Genomic DNA, 20,244 nt, shown 5'->3' with positions numbered 1-20,244 from the left:
GAACTATCCACTACATGAAGCGTCCATTCAGGAAGCCCTGGAATCCACATCGTGAGGTGCCCGGTCCCCATGAGACGAGCGTTGATCACCGGTATCACCGGACAGGATGGCAGCTACCTGGCCGAACTGCTGCTCGCCAAGGGCTACGAGGTGCACGGAGTGGTGCGCCGGGCGAGCACGTTCACCACAACGCGTATCGATCACCTCTATGAGGACCCCCGAGAATCCCTCACTCGACTGATTCTGCACTACGGCGATCTCACGGACAGTTCACGAATTGCCGGGCTGCTGCTGGAAATCGCCCCCGATGAGGTGTACCACCTGGCCGCCCAGAGCCACGTTCGAGTGAGTTTCAACGAACCGCTGCACACCGCCAACGTGACCGGGCTCGGCACCGCCCGGATCCTCGAGGCGATCCGGATGGTCGGGCTGCCCTGCCGCTTCTACCAGGCGTCCAGCTCGGAGATGTTCGGCGCCACCCCGCCCCCGCAGGACGAGAGCTCGCCGTTCCACCCGCGCTCGCCCTACGCCGCGGCCAAGACCTTCGGCTACTGGATGACCCGCAACTACCGCGAGGCGTACGGGATCTTCGCGGTCAACGGCATCCTGTTCAACCACGAGAGCCCGCGCCGCGGCGAGACCTTCCTGACCCGCAAGGTCAGCCGCGCCGCCGCGCGGATCAGCCTCGGCCTGCAGAAGCGGCTCTACCTCGGCAACCTCGACGCGGTGCGGGACTGGGGCTACGCGCCGGAGTACGTCGAGGCGATGTGGCTGATGCTGCAGGCGCAGGAGCCCGCCGACTACGTGGTGGCCACCGGCACCGCGCTCACCGTCCGGGAGTTCCTGGCGCACTGCTTCGAGCACGTCGGCCTGGACTGGGCCGAGCACGTCGAGTTCGACCAGCGGCACCTGCGCCCGACCGAGGTCGACTCGTTGATCGGCGACGCGGGCAAGGCCGAGCGCGAGCTGGGCTGGAAAGCCCGGGTGCACGGCGCCGCGCTGGCCCGGCTGATGGTCGAGGCCGACCTCGCCGCCGAGCGCGCCGCGCCGCCGCCGTCCCGGCTGCACGAGCTGCTGCGGGACCCGGCACCCGCGCCGCGCCAGGCCGAGTCGTCGCGGGTGAGGAGAGCATGAGCCTGCGCGTCCTGCACACCGTCGCCAGCGTCGGCGACACCTACGGCGGGGTGGCCTCGGCGCTGCACGTGCTCGGTGCCGTCGAGCAGGCCGCGGGGCACGACGCCACGCTGCTCACCCTGTCCCGCCCGGAGCAGGGCTCCGCGCTGCTGGGCTCGATGCCGCACTTTGACGTCGCGCTCATCCGGCCGGGGCGGCTCGCGGGCAGGCTGCACGGCGGCAGCAGGCTCGGCGCCGCGCTGCAGCGGCTGGTGCCCCAGCACGACCTGGTGGTGCTGCACGGGGTCTTCGACCTCACCTCCCTGGTCGGCGGGCGCACCGCGCGCCGCTTCGGCGTGCCCTACCTGCTGTGGCCGCACGGCAGCCTCGACCCCTACGACCTGGTCAAGCACGGCTCGCTCAAGCGCAGGCTGGCGCCGCTGTGGCGGGAGAACCTGTCCGGGGCCACCGCGCTGATGTGCACCACGGCCCGCGAGGCCGCGCTGGTCGAGACCTTCGGCGCCAGCACCGCCACCGCGGTGCTGCCACTGCCGGTGGCCGGTGCCGCGCAGCCACCCGACCGGGCGCGCGCCCGCGCCGCGCTGGGCCTGGCGCCGGACGCCCGGCTGGTGCTGTTCTGCGGCCGGGTCGACGCGAAGAAGGGCCTGCCGCTGCTGCTGGACGTCTTCGCCGCGAGCGCGGGTCCACGCGACGTGCTGGTGGTCGCCGGGTCCGGCGACGAGCGGCTCGCCGAGCGGCTGCGCGCCCGTGCCGCCGAGCTGCCCTGCGCCGACCGGATCCGGTTCCCCGGCTGGGTGGACGCACCGAGCCGGGCCGACCTGCTCGCCGCCGCCGACGTCTTCGCGCTGCTGAGCGAGAACGAGAACTTCAGCGTGGCCACCGCCGAGGCGCTGCGCGCGGGCACCCCCGCGCTGGTCAGCGACCAGGTGTACCTCGCCGACGAGCTCGGCCGGGCGGGTGCGGCCAGGGTCTGCCGCGCCGAGCACGTCGCCGCCTGCGCCGCGCTGCGCGGGCTGCTCGACAACCCGGGCGAGCGGGCCGCGCTGGCCCGGGCCGGGCGGGCCTGGGCGGCCGAGACGCTGGACCTGGCGGTCGTCAGCGGCCGCTACCGGGAACTCGTGCAGGAGGTGATGAGCCGGTGTCCGCAATCAGTGTTCTGATGCCCTCGTACAACGCCGCGGCCCACGTGCGCGCGGCCGTCCGCAGCGCCACCAGCCAGCTCGGTCCGCGCGACGAGCTGGTCGTGCAGGACGCCTGCTCCACCGACGGCACCGCCGAGCTGCTCGCCGAGGCCGCCGTCGCCGACCCGCGGGTCCGGGTGCGCCACGAGCGCGACTCCGGGCAGTCGCAGGCCCTCAACCGCGGCCTGGACCGGGCCCGCGGCGAGCTGGTCGGCTGGCTCAACGCCGACGACCTGCTGCTGCCGGGCGCGCTGGCGGCCGTGCGCGCCGCGGTCGAGCGGCTCGGGCACGTGCCGGACGTGGTGGTCGGCGGCTGGCGGCTGCTGGGCGCCTCGGGCGCGGTGATCCGCGCCGAGCCCGCGCTGCCGCTGGCGCGCGGGCGGCTGTTCACCCACGGCTGCTACGCCTTCTCCGGCGCGGTCTTCGTCCGCCGCGGCCTGCTGCGCGCGATCGGCGGCTACGCCGAGCACCTGCACTACACGATGGACTACGACCTGATGCTGCGGCTGGTCGCCGCCGAGCCGGAGCAGCTGGTGGTCGAGGCCCCGCTGGCCGCGCTGCGCTACCACGACGAGAGCAAGTCCGGCGCCGCGGGCAGGCACTTCTTCACCGAGGCCCTGTCCGTCCGAAAAGGACACTGCGACTCGGCGGGCGACCTGGTGCGCGCCGCGGCGGGCACCCTGCTGCACGGCGTCGGCGTGGCCACCGCCCGGCTCCGGTTCTCCGACACCTACTCCAGGCTCCGCCTGGGAAGATCACTCTGAGAGGTCTGCGCATGCTCCGCTCCCTGCTGCGAACCGCGTGCTGGCTCCTGCCGCCGGGCGGGCTGAAGAACCGGCTGCTGCGCGCGCTGGGCCACCGCGTGCACCCCAGTGCCCGGGTGGGCGTCTGCCTGCTGACCGGCGCCACCGACGTCAGCGTGGGCGCGGGCGCGACCATCGGGCACGGCAACGTCTTCCGCGGCCTGCGCGGCCTGCACATCGGCGCGGACGCCATCGTCGGGCAGTTCAACTGGTGGTCGATCGCGCCCTCGCTGGAGCTGGGCGGGCCGGAGTCCGGGCACGGCGTCGCGGTGCTCGGCGACCACGCGGTGCTGACCAACCGGCACTACCTCGACATCTCCGGCGGGCTGCGGCTGGCCGAGTTCGCCACCCTCGGCGGGGTCCGCTGCACGGTGCTCACGCACAGCGTCGACCTGGACTCCGGCAAGCAGACGCTGGCCGCCGTGGTGCTCGACCACCAGGCGTTCATCAGCACCAACTGCGTGGTCATGGCGGGCAGCCACCTGACCGAGCGCGCCGTCCTCGCCGCGGGCAGCGTCACCGCGCTCGGCGGTCGGTACGCCGCGCACACCCTGCACGGCGGCGTCCCGGCCAAGGTGATCCGGCCCATCGACGGCGCCTACTTCCACCGCACCGAGGCCTGGATCTCGCAGTGATCAGGGCAGCGGTGATCAGGGCAGTGGTGATCCAGGCAGCGGTGATCAGGGCAGCCGTGATCCGGGCAGTGGTGATCAGGCCAGCGGTGAACCGGGCCCAGCGGTGATCCGGACGCGGCGGTGACCCGAACCCACCGGCCCGACACCCCCGGGCAGGCGGGCGACGACGTCGTGGTGCCCGCGGCGGTCCCGGTCGCCGAGCAGTCGGGCAACCCCGGGCGGAAGGTGCGGGACCGGGCGTCCGCGGCGGTGGCGGCCGGTGTCGGCGCCTGGGTCTTCCTCCCGCTCGGCGGGCGGATCTCGATCACCGAGATCGCCGCGGTCCTCCTCGCGCCCGCCGCGGTGCTGGCGTTGCTGCGGGTCCGCCGCGGCCGGGCGTTCCTCGTCCTCGGCGCGGCCTGGCTGGGCGGCTTGCTGCTCGGCCACGTCCTGCACCCCGCGCCCACCGCGGTGCTGGTCAAGGCCCTCTCCTCGGCGACCGTCCTGGTGCTCACCGTGGGTCTGGTGTGCGCCGTGCTGCGGCTGCACTCCCGGCCGGGGCAGGCGCGGGACCTGGTGATCGCCGGGTTCGCGGTCGGCCAGGTCGTCGGGATGGTGCTGACCCCGCCGGCGTACGCCGCGTTCGACCCGTGGAAGTTCGGCCTGGGCCAGGCGTTCACGTTGCTCGTGCTCATCGCGGTGAGCCGGGTGGCGCCCGCGGCGCAGCGGGTCGCGGTGCCGGTGGCGCTCGTCGCCCTCGCCGCGCTGCACCTCGTGCTCGGCTCCCGCAGCCTGTCGCTGTTCGCGCTGCTGATCGCCTTGGCCGCCGCGGTGACCCCGGCTGTGCTGTCCCGGCGCGGGTGGGGGAGGGCGATCGGCCTCGCGGCCGTCGCGGTGCTCGCCGCGGTGCTGCTGGGCAGGCTCTACGCAGACCTGGCCGAGTCCGGTGAGCTGGGCTCGGTGCAGCAGCAGAAGATCCAGTTCCAGAACGGCGACTACGGGGTCGGCCTCGGTGGTCGCAAGGACGTGGTCTTCCTGGCCTCGGGCATCGTGGAGAACCCGCTCACCGGGTGGGGGCCCGCGGCGCGGGTGCCCTCGGGGGTGAAGACGGCGGCCGTGGTCTGGCTGCGCACGCACGGGTACCCGATCGGCGGCTACGACCTGGTCACCTTCGTGCTGCCCGACTCGCTCTACCTGCACTCGGTCCTGCTCGGTGCCTGGGTGACCGGCGGGATCCTGGCGCTGCCGCTGTGGCTGCTGGTGTTCGGGCTGATCGGCCGGGCGATGATCCGCGCGGTGCGGGCGCGCTCACTCGCCGAGGCGTACCTGCTGCTGGTCGCGGCCTGGCACATCCTGTTCTCCCCGCTGGGCGACTCGACCCGCGGGCACATCGCCGTCGCGGTCGCGCTGTCGCTGACCTCCCTGGCGCAGCGCCGCCAGCAGCGCGCCGGTGGTGAGGGCGCTGACCAGGGCGTAGCCGACCCCGGCGGCGACGGCGGCGTGGTCGGGGACCAGCCACGCCCCGGCCGCCACCGCGCCCAGCCCGGCCAGCACACCGGCCAGGAGAACGCCGCTGACGACCGACTCCCGGCCCCGGGCCTGTAGGCGCACCACGAGCGTCTGCGCCACCACGATCAGCGCGGTGACCACGATGTAGCAGCGCACCGCGGGCACCGCCGCGGCGAACGAGGGCCCGGCCGCGAGGGGGACCACGGTGTCGGCGGCGGCGAACAGCACGGCCAGGGCGAGCAACGAGAGCGCGGCGACGCCGTGCAGCGTGCGCAGCGCCGAGCGCTCACCGCGGGCCAGCCCCGGCAGGGTGGCCGTGCCCGCCGCGGTGAGCAGCAGGACCATCGGACCGAGCAGGCGCGCGCCGACGGCGTAGAGACCGGCCTGCACCGGGCCCGCCACGGCGGCGACCAGCACGGTGTCGAGGAGCACCAGGTTCCCGGCCACCGCCGCGCCCGCGAACCGGCCGCCGTGGCCGACGGCCGTGCCGAACCGGATCTCCCGGGCGCCACCGCAGGCCGCACGGACCGTGGGCGCGGCGATCACGGCCACGACCAGCGCGCCCGCCACCAGGCCCGCGCACAGCGCCACCGCCCCGGGCAGGCCCAGCGCCGCCAACCCGAGCGCGCAGCCGGTCGCGACCGCGCGCTCGGCGATCACCGTGCCCGCCGCCCGCGCGGGCAGACCCCGGGCGTACCAGAGGGACTGGGCCAGCAGCCCGACGCCGCGGACCCCGGCGTAGGCGAGTGCGAGGCCGAGGGCGGTGTCGCCGGAGAGCAGGCCGACGAGCGCGGCCAAGACCACCACGAGCGTGGGCTTGACCACCCCGACCGCGCGGGCGGCGTCCGGGTGGGTGGGCGTGGTAGCGCTGTCGCGCAGCACCCGGGTCGAGGCGCCCGCGTCGGCCAGGTTGGCCGCCGCCACGGCGATCCCGTAGTACACCGCCACCGTGCCCAGCGCCGCTACGTCGTCGTGGCCGAGGGCCAGCAGCGCCGCCGCGGTGAGCACCTGCGCGGCGAGTTGGCCACCGCCCACTGTCAACAGCGCCACGAGTGGATGACTCGATGGGGTAGTCCTGACGCGCCTGTGGAGCGACATGGCTCGCAGTATGTCCACAATCGAGCGCCCGGCGCCCCCGCGGGGCGGCGAAGTTCGCCGGTTCGAAGGACGCGGGCCCGCGAGCTGCCCGCCGATGTGTACGCCGATGTGAAGGATGTGAGCGGCCCCCGTGTCCCCCGCCTCGATGGACTCACTGCTGGTGTCGGTGCCCGCCCAGCTGCGCCACCTGGCCAAGCGGGCCGCGCTGCGCTGCGGGGTGGAGATCTCCCGCAACCCGTTCAGCAGGCGGCTCGCGGTGCTGTGCGAGCGGCTGGACGTGCGCGCGGTGCTCGACGTCGGCGCGAACAGCGGGCAGTACGCCACCTTCCTGCGCCAGTCCGGCTTCCGCGGTGAGATCGTCTCCTGCGAGCCGGTCGGCGACGCCTACGCCAAGCTCGAGCGCGCCGCCGCGCTGGACCCCGGCTGGCACGCCGAACGGCTGGCGCTGGGCGAGCGGCCCGGCGAGGTCGAGGTCAACGTCGCGGGCAACTCGTACTCCTCCTCGGTGCTGCCGATGCTCGCCTCGCACCTCGACGCCGCGCCGGAGTCGGGGTACGTGCGCGTCGAACGGGCCGAGATGTCCACTGTGGACGACGTGCTGGCCCGCCGCGGCCTGCGCCCGGAGCACACCCTGCTCAAGATCGACGTGCAGGGCTACGAGTGGGAGGTGCTGGCGGGCGCCACCGCGGTGCTGCCCCGGCTGGCCGCGGTGCAGGCCGAGCTGTCGCTGACCCCGCTCTACGCCGGGCAGCGGCTCATCGGCGACATCACCGACCTGCTCTCCCGGCACGGGCTGGTGCTGTGGGCCATCGAACCGGGCTTCTGCGACCCGGCCACCGGTCGGATGCTGCAGTGCGACGGCGTGTTCGTCCGCGAGGGCGCGGCGTGAGCGTGCCGGTGGTCGCGCTGCCCCGGCCCGCCCTCCGGCTGGCCGAACCCGCCCCCGCGCGAGTTGGCCTGGCACACGGCCTGGCCCGCGCGCACGCCTGGCTCACCCGCGGCACGTTGCGGATGCCGGTGCTCTCGGTGCTCGACCGGGTGTTGCCGCGCGGACCGCTGCCGCAGGTGGCGGCCACCTTCGCACCGGGGGTGTCGCTGCGGCTCGACGGCGCGCTGGCCCGCGCGGCGGTGATCGCGGCGGGCTACGAGCACCGCGAGGCCGAGGTGCTCGCCGCCGCGCTGCGCCCGGACGGGGTGTTCATCGACGTGGGCGCCAACGTGGGCTGGTTCAGCCTGCTGATCGGCACGCACCGCCCGGACGCCGTGGTGTGGGCGCTGGAGCCGGTGCCCGCCACCGCCGACCTGCTGGCCGCCAACCTGCTCGCCGCCGGGCTGCCCGCGGTGGAGCTGATCCGGCTCGCCGCCGGCCCGCGCCGGGGGAGCGCGGAGTTCACCACGCACACCGACAGCGCCTACGCCCACCAGACCGACCTCGACGCCGGCCGGGTCCCGCAGGTCGAGACCGGCGCCGTGCGCTGCGAGGTGGTCCCGCTCGACGAGCTGTGGGCCGCGCGCGGGCGGCCCCGGGTGGACGCGATCAAGGTCGACGTCGAGGGCGCGGAGCCAGACGTGCTGCGCGGCGCCACCGCGATCTTGCGCCGGGACATGCCCCTGCTGGTGGTGGAGGCGCCGACGGCGTTCGCCCAGGACGACCTGCGCGCCCGGCTGGGGCCACTGGGCTACCGGCGCAGGCGGTGCCCGGGCGCCCTGCCCTACAACGCCGTCTTCACGGCGTGATCAGCCTGGTAGCCGGCGGAAACGGCGGTCGTCGGGCACCGCGCGGACCGCTAGCGAGCGGCTGGCGCGTGCCGTCCGACGACCCGGGCCGGATTTCCGACAGCCGTGGCACCGGTCGGGACGTCTCGCAGGACAACAGCTCCCGCGCCGACGCGGGCGCCGTGGCCCACGCGCACCCCGCCGAGCAGGGTGGCGCCCGCGCCGATGAACACGCCGTCGCCCAGGGTGGGGTACTCCGGGGCGCGACCCGCGCCGAGGCGTTCGCCCAGGGTGACCCGCTGGCACAGGAACGCGTCCGCGCCGACCACCGCGCCCGCGCCGAGCACCACGCCGTTCGGGTGCTCCATCCGCAGTCCGGGACCGACCCGGCAGCCGGGTACGAAGTCGGCGCCGGTGAGCAGGTGCGCGAGCGAGCGCAGCAGCGCCGCGACCTTGCCCGGCGCCGCCTGCTGCAACCGCAGCAGGCCCACCGCGAGCACCCCCGGGCGGGTGAGCACCAGCCAGGCGGCCCGGGGCGCCGAGACGCCGGGCAGTCCGGTGGCCGCGCGCAGGTCGGCTCGCCAGTTGCTCCACTGTGGACTGCGCACGGGCTCTCCGATCATCGGCAGGTTCCCCAGGAGGTTAGAGGTCATGGCCGTGCTCCCCGGCGCTGACGCGGTGGCGCAACACCAAAGTGTGGGTTTCGGCGCCGGGTTCGACTACGCGGCGGGATCGCCGCACCTGCGCCACCACGGGCTCCGGCAGCGGGTGGTCGAGGCCTGCCAGCGGCAGGTCGCCGAGGCGCTCGCGCGCTCGGGGCGGGCGCGGGTGCTGGAGATCGGCGCCGGGCACGGTGCCTTCACCGAGCACGTCGCCGCGCTCGGCGCCGAGGTGTGGGTCACCGAGATGAGTGAGGCCAGCGCGGAGGTGCTCGCCGCGCGGTTCACGCACAACGACCGCGTGCACGTGGTGCACGACCCGGACGGCAGTGCGGCGGCCGAGGTGCCCGAGGTCGACGTGGTGCTCGCGATCTCGGTGCTGCACCACATCCCGGACTACCTGGCCGCCGTTTCCGCGCTGCTGCCCAGGATCGCCCCCGGTGGCGCGTTCGTGAGCTACCAGGACCCGCTCTGGTACCCGCGCCGCTCGGCGCTGTCGATGGCCGTCGACCGGGGCGCGTACATGCTGTGGCGGGTCGGCCGCGGCGACCTGCGCCGTGGCTTCGCCTCGGTGCTGCGCCGGGCGCGCGGTGCCTACGACGAGTCGAACCCCTCGGACATGGTCGAGTACCACGTGGTCCGTCAGGGGGTCGACGAGGACGCCCTCGCCGCGCTGCTGCGCCCCGCGTTCGTCGACGTCCGGCTCGACCGGTACTGGTCCACCCAGGCGGGTTGGCTCCAGCACCTCGGCGAGCGGGTGGGACCCGCGACCACGTTCGGCGTCATGGCCACGACCCGGTTGGACGACCGCTCCCCGGGATAGCGCCCCCAGCACCCGACGAGTGCGCAGCCTTTCCCGGTCGCACCTGGCGCGCGGCCGCGCGGGACCGGCATGATCCAGTCGCGGTCGTCGGGAGCGGGGAGGACAGGCGTGGCCGAGTCGGCGTTGATCACCAATGACGACGGGATCGAGGCACCGGGACTGGTGGCCTTGGCGCGGGCCGCCGAGGCAGCCGGGCTGCGGGTGACCATCGCCGCGCCGTTGAGCGAGGCCAGCGGCACCGGGGCCGGGCTCACCGCCGCGGGCGATCACCGGCGGGTGGCCAGCGAGGAGCGCGTCCTGGCCGGGCTGCCCGCGTTCGGCGTCGCGGCGCACCCCGGGCTCATCGCGCTGGTCGGCTGCCGCGGTGTGTTCGGCGAGCAGCCAGACGTCCTGCTGTCGGGGATCAACCGCGGCGCCAACATCGGCCGCGCGGTGCTGCACTCGGGAACGGTGGGTGCGGCGTTGACCGCGGGGATCGCCGGGGTGCGCGCGGTCGCGTTTTCTCTCGACGTCGGCATCGGCATCGGCGAGGCCGCGTTGGCGCACTGGGACACCGCGGCCGCGGTCGTCGCCGACGCCGTCGGACTGGTGCTGTCGTGTCCACCTGGGACGGTGCTCAACGTCAACGTCCCCAATGTGGCGGGGAATCCGCTGCCCGCGAGGTGGGCCACCCTCGCGGAGTTCGGTTCGGTGCGCAGCGCGGTCCAGCGCACCGACGACGGCGTCATCGAGGTGGGCGTCGTGGCCGTGGCGACCGAGCTGGAACCGGGCAGCGACGCGGCCCTGCTGGCCGCGGGCCACGTCACGGTGACCGCGCTGCGCTCGGTGTCCGAGGACGACCGGCCGCGGGGCTCGGTGGACTGGCCGGACTAGGGCACGCGCGGTGCCGGGATCTGGATCGCGCTCGCCAGCGCGTCGGACACGGTGGGGTACGGGGCGATCACGGTCAGCAGACCGGTGACCTCCATCGCGCGCAGCACCGCCGGGACCCGGCAGGCCACCAGCAGCCGCCCGCCCGCCGCCCGCGCCCGTTCGCGCGCCTCGGCGAGCAGGACCAGGCCGCAGGAGCCGACGAAGGCGACCTCGTTGAGGTCGACCACCAGCAGCTCCGGCCCCCGGCGCAGCCGCACCGACAGGGCCGCCTCGACGGTGTCGCGGGTGGCCAGGTCGATGTCGCCGCACAGGCGCAGGACCGGGACCTCGTGCTCGCGGTCGTGGCGGACGGACAACTCGCCCAGGTTGGGTCGCATGAGCGTGGCGCTCCCTAGAGCTTGCGGGGCGGCCACGAAGAAAATGTAGTCCGAGCTCGGTCTGCCCGAATGGCATCTCCGACGCAGCGTCACCTTGATCGGGGACACCCCCGACGCTACGCCTCCGTGGCCACGGCACAACCCCCCAGGGGGCGGGTCCACCCGGGCGCCGATCCGAGCCCGGCGCGGTCACGCCGCGTCACCACCGGGTCTGACCAGCTCAGATCCACCCGCGCCGGGCCGCCAGCAGACCCGCCTGGAAGCGCGTGTCGGCACCCAGGTCGGTCATCATCTCGGCGATGCGACGCACCACAGTGCGCTGGGCCACACCCAGCGCGCGGGCGATGGCCTGGTCCTTGAGGCCCGCGGCCATCAGCGAGAGCACCTGCCGGTCGCGCTCGGAGAGCCCCGCGGTGGCGGCCTCGGGCGCCTCACCGCCGGCGAGCACCGGGGCGGCCGAGGCCCAGAGCGTCTCGAAGCACACCACGAGGGCCTCCACCAGCGGGCGCGCCCGCACCAGCAGCCGGGTCCTGGTCTCCGCGGCGCCGAAGGAGACCGGCATCATCGCCACCCGCCGGTCGACGATCTGCATCTTCATCTGCACCGAGGCCAGCGTGCGGGCCTGCTCGCCCGCGGCGATGCACTCCATCATCTGCGTGTAGTGGCCGGGCAGCGCCAGCGCGGGACCGTGGTAGAGCGCGCGGTAGCGCACGCCGCGGCGCAGCCCGACGAGCTCCTGGGCGTTCTGCACCGGCGTGCCGAGCAGGTACGGCGGCGCGTCGACGATCATCACCTGCTCGCGGGCGCCGAGCTGGATCTGGGCCAGCCGGTGCTGGATGGCGTCCCGGCCCTCGATGATCTCCACCAGCCGCGAGTCGGCCGCCGCGGGCGTCTCGTGCAGCCGCAGCGCCAGTTCCCGGGCCGCGGCCCGCAGGCCCTCGAGCTCTTGCTGCCTGCGCGCGACCAGCGCCTCGATGGACAGCTCGGGCGGGGCGAGGACGTAGCGCATCGGCCGGGCCAGCAGCGGGGTGACCAGTCCGGCGTCGGTGAGCGTCTTGAGCGCGCGGCGCACGGCGGGCAAACCGAGCTCGGCGCTGTCGGCGACGTCCTGGGCGGTCCCGCGCGGGGTCGTGGCCAGGGCGAGGTAGACCGCGTTGTCGGTCTCGCTCAGGCCCACCGGGCCCAGCAGGTGCGCCATGGCGACACCCTAGGGGCGACCCCCGTCGTGATCACAGTGTCGACCTGGGAAAAACGCGGCCTGTCGTAGTTGCGCCGTTGTCCGGGTTGACCCTCGTGGTGGCCGTCGGCGACGGCTAGCTTTCCCCGTGTCGCACGGAAAATCCCCTGGAGGGAAAGGAAAGCCATGGCGCGCGCACGCCGACGGTCCACCACCCGGGCCTTCGCCTCGGCCTAGGCCGAGGTCCACACCGTTCTCACCCGTGGCCGCGCACCGGCCGGATCGGGTTCCGTGCCCTCGGCGTCGTCGGGATCACCGGGCTCAGGTTGAGCCGGGTCTGGGAACGCCTCGCTGAGGGGATCCATCCACACCACGTGGCAGCCTCGCTGTTCTCTCGCCTTTCCCTGCGCCCTGCCCCCTGGAGGCTTCCGGGGTGGGAAAGGTTGCCTGATGTGACGAGAACAGTTCAGTGGCCCGTGCCGGGAGTGGATGGGATGGGCGCTGGCCGCGGCGGGGGACGCCCGCCGCGGTCAGCGCCAGTGGGCGACCGGCTCGTCGTCGTCGGCGCCGAGCTCGTCCGCCGCCCCACGGGGGGCGGGCAGGCACGGACCGAGCAGCGCGCGGGCCCGCAGGGCGATCTCCAGGCAGAGCCGCTCCTGCGGATCGGCGAGCCGGTCGCCGACCAGCTGCTCGATCTGGTGCATGCGGTAGCGCACTGTCTGCGGGTGCACGTCGAGCCGCGCGGCGATCTCGTTGATCCCGCCACGGGTCTCCAACCAGGCCAGCAGCGTGCCGGTGAGCCGGTCGCGCGCCTTGGCGGTGAGCTCGCCGAACGGGGCCAGCGCCCGGGTGCTGAGCTGGGCGAGCAGGAACTCGTCGGCGAGCAGCACCAGCGCGGAGAGGTGATCGGCGCAGTGCACGACCTCCCCGGGCAGCACACCGCGCTGGGCCAGCACGAGCGCCCGGCGTGCGCACGCCAGTGAGCGGGCGGCCTCGACGGGTGGCACGGTCGGGCCGATCGCGGCGCGGCGGCCGCGCAGCTCGGCGGCGACCCGGGCCAGGTTGCGGTCCGGGTCGGCCACCACCAGGCACGGCTCGCCGCTCTCCAGGTCCACCAGCACCTCCGGCCCCAGCGCGGCCAGCGGCGCGCCCGGGTGCTCGTCGCGGTACTCCAGGGCGATCACCGCGACCAGCTCGGGCACCGGCCAGTCGGTGCCGCCCGCCAGGTCGGCGATCGCCCGCGCCGGTGCGGGCGGCTCGGCCAGCACCAGCTTGAGCAGCTGCCTGCGCCTGCGCTCCAGGGCGCCGGTCGCGTGGCCCTGGGCGTCGGTGTAGCCGGCGATGGCGACCGCGCACAGCTCGTCGACGTAGGCGAAGATCCGGTCGGCCAGGGTGAACAGGATGTCGGTGGAGACCCCGAGCCCGCGGCCGACCACGCTCATCCGCCGCCACACCACCCGGGCGCCGACCCGGACCGCGGTCTGCAGCGCGTCCATGGTGCGGCCCTGGGTGAACTCGACCCGCCCGGCGTAGCGGAACACCGCCGCCCAGTCCTGCTCGGTGGCCCGCGGGTCGCAGATGTTCTCGAAGCACTTGACGATGGCCATCTCCACCGAACCGACCAGCACCTCGCCGAACCGGCCCTCCAGCGGCAGGGCGTAGGCGGGCACCGCGGCCTGGATGGCGGTGATCACCTCGCCGACCAGCTCGCCCGCGATCGGGCGCATCCGGCCGGAGAGCTCGGCCGGGATGGCCGCCCACAGCTCGCGGGCCGCGCCGGTGCCGGTCCCGGCGCGCGGGTCGGGACCGACCGGCCGCGGACCGCGCGGGCTCAGCAGGGGTCCGGGCGGGCGCTTCGGCTCACTCGACATGCGCCACCTCTTCGTGACAAAAGTGCCTGCCATGTGACCCCACGGCGGCGACCGGTTTGCTCGGCTGACGATAAATATGCATGTCTTGGGTGTCAAACAGTTGTCGGTGCCGGTTTCCCGGAACCGGCTCCCGGCGGGGAACGTGAAGAACTTTCTTATCATGTCCGGATGAGTTTGACAAGCGGTGTTGTCCGATCATGACAAGGGCACAATCATGTTTGTCTGCGGTGACAAACCCGCTGGTCGGGCGCCTGTGTCGACGCTGAGCAGCGGGGCGCTGCCGGTCGGTGACTGTTGTCATCCAGGTGAGTGCGGCAGGCGTTCCGCATTGTGCTCCAGTGCTAATTAATGGTCGAAATCGAATGGTTTTTCGGGCCTTGCGATTAACCTTACTGCTCGGTAAGTTGCCCTGACATGGCCTGGTTGTTTCGGCTTGTCGACAGCTCCGAGCGCGGTGGTGCCGACATTGTCCCGCCCATCAGGCAGGCCAGGGAAAACGCTGGTGGCGCCAACTTTTGCTCACCGTACGAGCATTTCTGTCCCGCTATTTGTGCGCTTGGAGACCACATATGAGATTTCGAAGAGGATCGCGCAAGCTCTACGCGGGCGCGGCGGCCACCGGGGTCGTCGGCATCGTCGCCGCGGGCCTGCTGGTCGCGGCGGGCTCCAGTTCGGCGGCACCGGTCCAGGTGGACAAGTCGCTGAACTTCTCCTGCCCGTTCCCGCTGATCGGCACCCAGACCCTGGCCGTGCGCATCCGGGCCACCATCGACGCCCCCGACACCGAGGGCCAGGAGCTCAAGACCACCGACTTCTCGGCCACGGCCACGGTGCCGCCGACCGCCACCCAGGGCCTGACCCTGGTCGGCGCGACCACCGTGGAGGGCAGCGCCGCCGCGGGCATCACGCTCAACAACGCGGGCACCGCGCTGCCGATCGCCATCCCCGGCCTGGCCATCCCGAAGACCCCGGTGCCCGCCTCGGGCGCGTTCGACACGGTCGCGACCGGACCGGTGCCCACCGCGTTCCCCAAGGCGGGCGCCACCTCCATCGTCGTCGGCGACTTCAGCACGACGCTGACCCCGCGCACCGCCGCGGGCGCGGAGACCGGGCTGGGCACGTTCACCTCCGCGTGCACGCTGGTGCCCGGGCAGGACACCACCCTGCTCACCTTCACCGTCGGCTCGGCACCGACGCCGACCACGACCACCCAGCCGACCACCACGACGCAGCCGCCGGTGACCACCACGACGACCACCCAGCCGCCGGTCACCACGACCACGACGACCCAGCCGCCGACCACCACCACGACCACCCCGCCCGGCGGTGGCGGGGCCGTCCCGGTGGACAAGTCGCTGAACTTCTCCTGCCCGTTCCCGCTGATCGGCACGCAGTCGCTCGCCGTGCGGATCCGGGCGGACATCACCCCGCCGACCGCCCCCGGCGGCGTGCTCAAGACCAGCGGCTTCTCGGCCACCGCGACCGTGCCGCCGACCGCCACCCAGGGGCTGACCCTGGTCGGCGCGACCACGATCGAGGGCACCGCGAACGCCGCCGTCGTGGCCGACAACGCGGGCACCGTGCTCAACGTGGACATCCCCGGGCTGACCATCCCGAAGACCAACGTCCCGGCCTCGGGCGCCTTCGACACCGTGGCCACCGGCTCGGTGCCCGACCAGGTGGTGCCGAACGCCGGGCTGACCAAGGTCGACGTGGGCGGGTTCAAGACCACGTTGACCCCGCGCAACGCCTCCGGCGGCGAGACCGGCCTGGGCACCTTCACCTCGGACTGCACGCTGGTCCCGGGCCAGGACACCCAGCTGATCAGCTTCACGGTGCCCAGCGGCCCGACCACGCCGCCGACCACCACGACCACCACGACCCCGCCGGTGACCACCACCACGACGACGACCCCGCCGGTGACCACCACGACGACCACCGAGCCGCCGGTCACCACCACCACGACCGAACCGCCGGTGACCACCACGACCACGGTGCCGCCGACCACGACCACCACCCCGCCGGTGACGACCACGACGACCGAGCCGCCGGTCACCACGACCACGACGCAGCCGCCGGTGACCACCACGACGACCACGCCGCCGGTCACCACTACGACGACGACCAAGCCGACCACCACCACGCAGCCGCCCAGCGACGTGATCAAGGTCGACTACTCGGTCAAGGGCAAGAGCCAGATCAAGAAGCTCAACGCCACTGTGGAACTGGGCCCCGGTTCGCTCAACGCCCGCCTCTCGCTGGCGAAGGGCACCTTCGACGCCGACCTGGCGCTGCCCGGCAGCAAGATCAGCTTCCGGCTGTTCGGCCTGCTCCCGGCCACCGCCAAGCTCAACGTCGTGGCGAAAGCCCCGGTCACCGGCACGCTCGCCGCGGGCGCGGTGAAGGCCGACGCCAAGGTCGAGCTCCAGCTCACCGAGATCAAGGTGCTGGGCATCCCGGTTCTCTACTCCAACAACTGCAAGAGCACGGCCCCGACGACGATCCCGCTGCTGTCCAAGCCGGGCTTCGACCCGCTCAAGGGCGGCACGCTCGCGGGCAGCTACACCATCCCGCCGTTCGGCGGCTGCGGGTTCGTGACCCCGCTGGTCAACGCGATCACCGCGGGACCGAACAACTCGATTGAGATCACCCTCACCAAGAAGTGACCGACAGCGTTACCTGGCCCGCCCCGCGCGAAGTGCGCGGGGCGGGCCGGTCCCCATGGGAACGGAAGAAGGACTATGAGGATTCGTGTGGACTCCCGACGCCTGCTGGCGGCCGGGTCGGCGCTCGGCGTGACCGGGCTGGTGGTGGGCGGACTGCTCGTCGCGGCCGGGTCCAGTTCGGCGGCCCCGGTGCAGGTGGACAAGACGCTCACCTTCTCCTGCCCGTTCCCGCTGATCGGCACCCAGACCCTGTCGGTCCGCATCCAGGCGCTGATCCAGGCCCCGGACACCGAGGGCGGTGAGATCACCACGACGAACTTCTCCGCGACCGCGACCGTGCCGCCCACCGCCACCCAGGGCCTCACCCTGGTCGGCGCCAAGACCGTCGAGGGCGGCGCCGTCGCGGGCATCACGCTGAACAACGCGGGCACCGCGCTGCCGATCTCCATCCCCGGCCTGACCATCCCGAAGACCGACGTCCCGGCCTCCGGCGCTTTCGACACCGTGGCCTCGGGCCCGGTCCCGACCGCGTTCCCCAAGGCAGGCGCCACCTCCATCACGGTCGGCGACTTCAGCACCACACTCACCCCGCGCACGGCGACGGGCGCGGAGACCGGGCTGGGCACGTTCACCTCACCCTGCACGCTGAACCCGGGCCAGGACACCACACTGCTCAGCTTCACTGTCGGCCCACCGCCCACCACCACAACGGCGCCACCGACAACGACCACCACCACGACGCAACCGACGACCACCACGACAACGACGGACCCGACCACCACCACCACGGTCCCGACGACCACGACGACGGTCCCGACCACGACCACCACGTCGGACCCGACCACCACGACCACCCAGCCGACCACGACCACCACGACAACACCGCCTGCGGGCGGGGACGTGGTGAAGGTTGACAAGAAGGTCACCTACAGCTGCCCCTTCCCGCTGATCGGCACCCAACAACTGGCCGTGCGCATCCAAGCCGACCTCACCCCACCCACCACGGCAGGCGGGGCGCTCAAGACCGCGAACTTCTCCGCCACCGCAACGGTTCCGGCCACCGCCACCCAGGGCCTGGCCCTGGTCGGCGCCAAGACGATCGAGGGCGGCGCCGACGCGGGAGTCAAGGCGGACAACGCGGGAACAGTGATCGACGTGGCCATCCCCGGCCTGGTCATCCCCAAGACCGACGTCCCGGCGACCGGCGCTTTCGACACTGTCGCAAGTGGAACCGTGGCAGACCAGACGGTGCCGAAGGAGGGCAGCACAGTCCTGACCGTCGGCGACTTCACGACCAAACTGACCCCGCGCACCGCGACGGGAGCCGAGACCGGCCTGGGCACCTTCACCTCGATCTGCACACTGGACCCCGGCCAAGACCTGGAACTCGCCCGCTTCACGATCGGCGGCGGACCAACCACGGTCCCCACCACGACCACCACCACGCAGACCACCACGACTCAGCCGACCACGACAACAACCACCACTCAGCCGACCACCACAACCAAGCCCTCGACCACGTCGACTACCCAGCCCACCAGCAGCACCTCCACTTCGGCCCCCACGACCACGACGGAACCGGCGACCAACACAACTGAGCCCCCGGTGCTGACCATCGACCCGACCACCCCCGGCTACCCGGCCCCGGTCGACTACGGCACCCCACCACCCAGCGGCGGAAACCTGGCCTCCACGGGCGCTTCCATCGGAGTCCCACTCGGCCTCGGCGCCACACTGGTCCTGCTGGGCGGCGGCGCACTTCTCTGGCAGCGCAAGCGAAGCCGCGCCAACGGCAGCTGACCCCAGTCCCGGGTGTCCGGCGGAGCATCCCTCCGCCGGACACCCGGCCTCACATTCCGGCGCCACACCCGCCACACCGCACCAGACCCCACCACTCCAGACCCACCACTCCAGACCCACCACTCCAGACCCACCACTCCAGACCCACCACTCCAGACCCACCAGCCTCTACACCACGAACAACACCGCAGCACTCGGCCCACCACCTCCCCACCCCCCGCACACAGCCCGGCTCCGCTCACCCCGTTACCTTTTTCGTAGCTCCTGATCAAGGAGTTGTGGTCGCCAGGCCCGGCATGACTAACGCCCCCAGTCGCTTCCATGATCCGGGGGGTGGTGTCACCGGGTCTGGTGGCATCGACCGACCGCTGATAGGGACACGGCCACCACTGGGTAGGTCTCGTCGTAACGTGGGTGCCGGCGCTCGATGCCCAACCCGGTGACCACGTCGCGGCGAACGAACGGCATGGTGGATGAGCAGCAGTTTCGGGGTGTTTCTCGGCCTGGACGTCGGCAAGGACGCCCACCACGCGGTCGGCTTGGACCCGCGGGGGAAGCGGCTGCACGACGCACCGCTGCCCAACACCGAACCCAAGCTGCGAGCCTTGTTCGACAAGCTCGCAGGGCACGGAACGCTGCTGGTCGTGGTCGACCAGCCAGCCACGATCGGGGCCTTGCCGGTCACGGTCGCCCGCGCGGCCGGGCACCAGGTGGCCTACCTGCCCGGCCTGGCGATGCGCCGCATCGCCGACCTCTATCCGGGCCGCGCGAAGACCGACGCCCGGGACGCGTTCATCATCGCCGACGCCGCCCGCTCCCTGCCCCATACGTTGCGCCCGGTCGACGTCGGTGACGAGGCCTTGGCCGAGCTGGACGTGCTGGTCGGGTTCGACGACGACCTGGCCGCCGAGGCCACCAGGCTGTCGAACCGAATCCGGGGACTGCTCACCGGCATCCACCCCGCCCTCGAACGGGCCATCGGGCCCAGGATCGCCCATCCCGCGGTGCTGGAAATCCTCTCCCGCTGCGGCGGACCGACCGGCGTCCTCAAGGCCGGTCGTCGCAAACTCACCGCGATCGCGAAGACCCACGCGCCCCGCATGGGCGACAAACTCATCGACGCGATCATGGCCGCTCTGGGCGAGCAGACCGTCACCGTCCCGGGCACCGCAGCCGCGGACACTGTCCTCCCCCGCCTGGCCGACAGCCTCAAAACCGTTCTCCAGCAACGCAAACAGGTCGCCGCTCAGGTTGAGGGGATACTTGATGCGCACCCTCTTGCCGGGGTCCTGACCTCGATGCCCGGCATCGGTGTCAGGACCGCAGCCCGCATCCTGCTGGAGATCGGCGACGCCTCCAACTTCGCCAGCTCCGGGCACCTGGCGGCCTACGCCGGTATTGCCCCGGTCACCCGCAGCTCCGGCACCAGCATCAAGGGCGAGCACCCCGCCCGGACCGGGAACCGCAAGCTCAAACGGGCCTTCTTCCTCGCCGCGTTCGCTGCCTTGTCAGACCCCACCAGCAGGACCTACTACGACCGCAAACGAGCTGAGGGCAAGAAGCACAACGCCGCGCTCATCTGCCTGGCCCGCCGCCGCTGCGACGTGCTCTACGCGATGCTCCGCAACGGCACCCACTACCGCCACCCCGAACCAGCTCCCACCGCAGCCGCGGCTTGACAACCACATAGGGACACCCCCCGGCACACGGCCCAGCTCCGCCCGCCCCTCCGCACACCCCCATCCCCATCCCCACCCTCTCCCCACCGCCCTTTCTCTTCCCTTTCCCTAATTGCCGAGCCCGCCGGTACGCAAGTCCCGTTACGTTTGTGCTCGATTGGGTGGACTGCCTTCGTGTGGGGGGAGAGCACCGCTAAACTTGCCGTGTGGTGGGGATGCCCTTCACCCGCCCTTTTTTCACCACCGCGGTGCTCTAGGGGCCCC

At 73.0% G+C, this 20,244-nt stretch carries 16 protein-coding genes; 12 read left to right on the top strand and 4 right to left on the bottom strand.

Annotation, left to right across the window (positions count from 1 at the left end; genetic code table 11):
- The first annotated feature begins 69 nt into the window (after positions 1-69).
- The 7 genes from gmd to QSK30_RS27065 all read left to right on the top strand — a co-directional run bounded on the left by gmd (position 70) and on the right by QSK30_RS27065 (position 8,076).
- A complete protein-coding gene (gene gmd / locus QSK30_RS27095) occupies positions 70-1,134 on the top strand; it encodes a GDP-mannose 4,6-dehydratase (RefSeq protein ID WP_285507013.1) in 1,065 nt (354 codons plus the stop codon).
- Entirely contained in the window at positions 1,131-2,294 is a 1,164-nt protein-coding gene (locus tag QSK30_RS27090) for a glycosyltransferase (RefSeq protein WP_285507011.1), read from the top strand. Before gmd ends, QSK30_RS27090 begins: the two co-directional genes overlap by 4 nt.
- Entirely contained in the window at positions 2,273-3,079 is an 807-nt protein-coding gene (locus QSK30_RS27085) for a glycosyltransferase (protein WP_285507010.1), read from the top strand. The genes QSK30_RS27090 and QSK30_RS27085 overlap by 22 nt, the downstream gene beginning before the upstream one ends.
- 11 nt (positions 3,080-3,090) lie before the next feature.
- A complete protein-coding gene (locus tag QSK30_RS27080) occupies positions 3,091-3,753 on the top strand; it encodes an acyltransferase (protein ID WP_285507009.1) in 663 nt (220 codons plus the stop codon).
- A gap of 120 nt (positions 3,754-3,873) precedes the next feature.
- Positions 3,874-5,337: an O-antigen ligase family protein gene (locus QSK30_RS27075; protein WP_285507007.1), complete on the top strand. Its 1,464-nt coding sequence runs from the start codon at positions 3,874-3,876 to the stop codon at positions 5,335-5,337.
- A 1,147-nt stretch (positions 5,338-6,484) separates the two neighbouring features.
- The gene (locus tag QSK30_RS27070; RefSeq protein ID WP_285507005.1) at positions 6,485-7,228 is read left to right on the top strand and encodes an FkbM family methyltransferase; all 744 of its coding nucleotides are present in this window, start codon (positions 6,485-6,487) and stop codon (positions 7,226-7,228) included.
- Positions 7,225-8,076 (top strand): FkbM family methyltransferase, encoded by an 852-nt coding sequence (locus QSK30_RS27065; RefSeq protein WP_285507003.1) that lies wholly within the window; start codon positions 7,225-7,227, stop codon positions 8,074-8,076. The genes QSK30_RS27070 and QSK30_RS27065 overlap by 4 nt, the downstream gene beginning before the upstream one ends.
- A gap of 50 nt (positions 8,077-8,126) precedes the next feature.
- Here the strand turns inward: QSK30_RS27065 and QSK30_RS27060 are convergent, their stop codons facing one another.
- Complete coding sequence (locus tag QSK30_RS27060) at positions 8,127-8,708, bottom strand: serine O-acetyltransferase (protein WP_285507002.1); 582 nt, start codon at positions 8,706-8,708, stop codon at positions 8,127-8,129.
- Between QSK30_RS27060 and QSK30_RS27055 the strand changes: the two genes are divergently transcribed.
- Together QSK30_RS27055 and surE are read left to right on the top strand one after the other, a co-directional pair.
- The gene (locus QSK30_RS27055) at positions 8,707-9,537 is read left to right on the top strand and encodes a class I SAM-dependent methyltransferase (protein WP_285507001.1); all 831 of its coding nucleotides are present in this window, start codon (positions 8,707-8,709) and stop codon (positions 9,535-9,537) included. The two genes, QSK30_RS27060 and QSK30_RS27055, sit on opposite strands and share 2 nt — an antisense overlap.
- Positions 9,538-9,645: 108 nt before the next feature.
- Positions 9,646-10,410: a 5'/3'-nucleotidase SurE gene (gene surE / locus QSK30_RS27050; protein WP_285507000.1), complete on the top strand. Its 765-nt coding sequence runs from the start codon at positions 9,646-9,648 to the stop codon at positions 10,408-10,410.
- Here surE and QSK30_RS27045 read toward each other — a convergent pair.
- From QSK30_RS27045 to QSK30_RS27035, 3 genes are all read right to left on the bottom strand, one after another.
- Positions 10,407-10,787: an anti-sigma factor antagonist gene (locus QSK30_RS27045; RefSeq protein WP_285506999.1), complete on the bottom strand. Its 381-nt coding sequence runs from the start codon at positions 10,785-10,787 to the stop codon at positions 10,407-10,409. The two genes, surE and QSK30_RS27045, sit on opposite strands and share 4 nt — an antisense overlap.
- A gap of 220 nt (positions 10,788-11,007) precedes the next feature.
- On the bottom strand, positions 11,008-11,985 hold the full coding sequence (locus QSK30_RS27040; RefSeq protein ID WP_285506998.1) for a helix-turn-helix transcriptional regulator: 978 nt from the start codon (positions 11,983-11,985) through the stop codon (positions 11,008-11,010).
- A gap of 509 nt (positions 11,986-12,494) precedes the next feature.
- Positions 12,495-13,835 carry a PucR family transcriptional regulator gene (locus tag QSK30_RS27035; protein WP_285506996.1) on the bottom strand — a complete coding sequence of 447 codons (1,341 nt, stop codon included), beginning with the start codon at positions 13,833-13,835 and terminating at the stop codon, positions 12,495-12,497.
- Positions 13,836-14,404: 569 nt separating this feature from the next.
- Here QSK30_RS27035 and QSK30_RS27030 point away from each other — a divergent pair.
- The 3 genes from QSK30_RS27030 (at position 14,405) to QSK30_RS27020 (ending at position 19,980) form a co-directional block, all read left to right on the top strand.
- Positions 14,405-16,501 carry a DUF6801 domain-containing protein gene (locus tag QSK30_RS27030; protein WP_285506994.1) on the top strand — a complete coding sequence of 699 codons (2,097 nt, stop codon included), beginning with the start codon at positions 14,405-14,407 and terminating at the stop codon, positions 16,499-16,501.
- A 75-nt stretch (positions 16,502-16,576) separates the two neighbouring features.
- Complete coding sequence (locus QSK30_RS27025) at positions 16,577-18,301, top strand: DUF6801 domain-containing protein (RefSeq protein ID WP_285506992.1); 1,725 nt, start codon at positions 16,577-16,579, stop codon at positions 18,299-18,301.
- 473 nt (positions 18,302-18,774) lie between these two features.
- Positions 18,775-19,980, top strand: coding sequence for an IS110 family RNA-guided transposase (locus QSK30_RS27020; RefSeq protein ID WP_285506991.1), 1,206 nt, complete (start codon positions 18,775-18,777; stop codon positions 19,978-19,980).
- Positions 19,981-20,244 lie beyond the last annotated feature (264 nt).

It is taken from the genome of Actinokineospora sp. NBRC 105648 (assembly GCF_030269645.1).
GTDB lineage: Bacteria > Actinomycetota > Actinomycetes > Mycobacteriales > Pseudonocardiaceae > Actinokineospora.
Note: the sequence above shows the minus strand (reverse complement) of the source record. Positions and strands in the feature narration are given on the sequence as shown.

Excerpts from the sequence above, each read along its gene's own strand:
- gmd (WP_285507013.1), top strand. The coding sequence starts at position 70 with ATGAGACGAGCGTTGATCACCGGTATCACCGGACAGGATGGCAGCTAC.
- QSK30_RS27090 (WP_285507011.1), top strand. The coding sequence starts at position 1,131 with ATGAGCCTGCGCGTCCTGCACACCGTCGCCAGCGTCGGCGACACCTAC.
- QSK30_RS27080 (WP_285507009.1), top strand. The coding sequence starts at position 3,091 with ATGCTCCGCTCCCTGCTGCGAACCGCGTGCTGGCTCCTGCCGCCGGGC.
- QSK30_RS27070 (WP_285507005.1), top strand. The coding sequence starts at position 6,485 with ATGGACTCACTGCTGGTGTCGGTGCCCGCCCAGCTGCGCCACCTGGCC.
- QSK30_RS27055 (WP_285507001.1), top strand. The coding sequence starts at position 8,707 with ATGGCCGTGCTCCCCGGCGCTGACGCGGTGGCGCAACACCAAAGTGTG.
- QSK30_RS27060 (WP_285507002.1), bottom strand. The coding sequence starts at position 8,708 with ATGACCTCTAACCTCCTGGGGAACCTGCCGATGATCGGAGAGCCCGTG.
- QSK30_RS27045 (WP_285506999.1), bottom strand. The coding sequence starts at position 10,787 with ATGCGACCCAACCTGGGCGAGTTGTCCGTCCGCCACGACCGCGAGCAC.
- QSK30_RS27040 (WP_285506998.1), bottom strand. The coding sequence starts at position 11,985 with ATGGCGCACCTGCTGGGCCCGGTGGGCCTGAGCGAGACCGACAACGCG.
- QSK30_RS27035 (WP_285506996.1), bottom strand. The coding sequence starts at position 13,835 with ATGTCGAGTGAGCCGAAGCGCCCGCCCGGACCCCTGCTGAGCCCGCGC.
- QSK30_RS27030 (WP_285506994.1), top strand. The coding sequence starts at position 14,405 with ATGAGATTTCGAAGAGGATCGCGCAAGCTCTACGCGGGCGCGGCGGCC.
- QSK30_RS27025 (WP_285506992.1), top strand. The coding sequence starts at position 16,577 with ATGAGGATTCGTGTGGACTCCCGACGCCTGCTGGCGGCCGGGTCGGCG.
- QSK30_RS27020 (WP_285506991.1), top strand. The coding sequence starts at position 18,775 with ATGAGCAGCAGTTTCGGGGTGTTTCTCGGCCTGGACGTCGGCAAGGAC.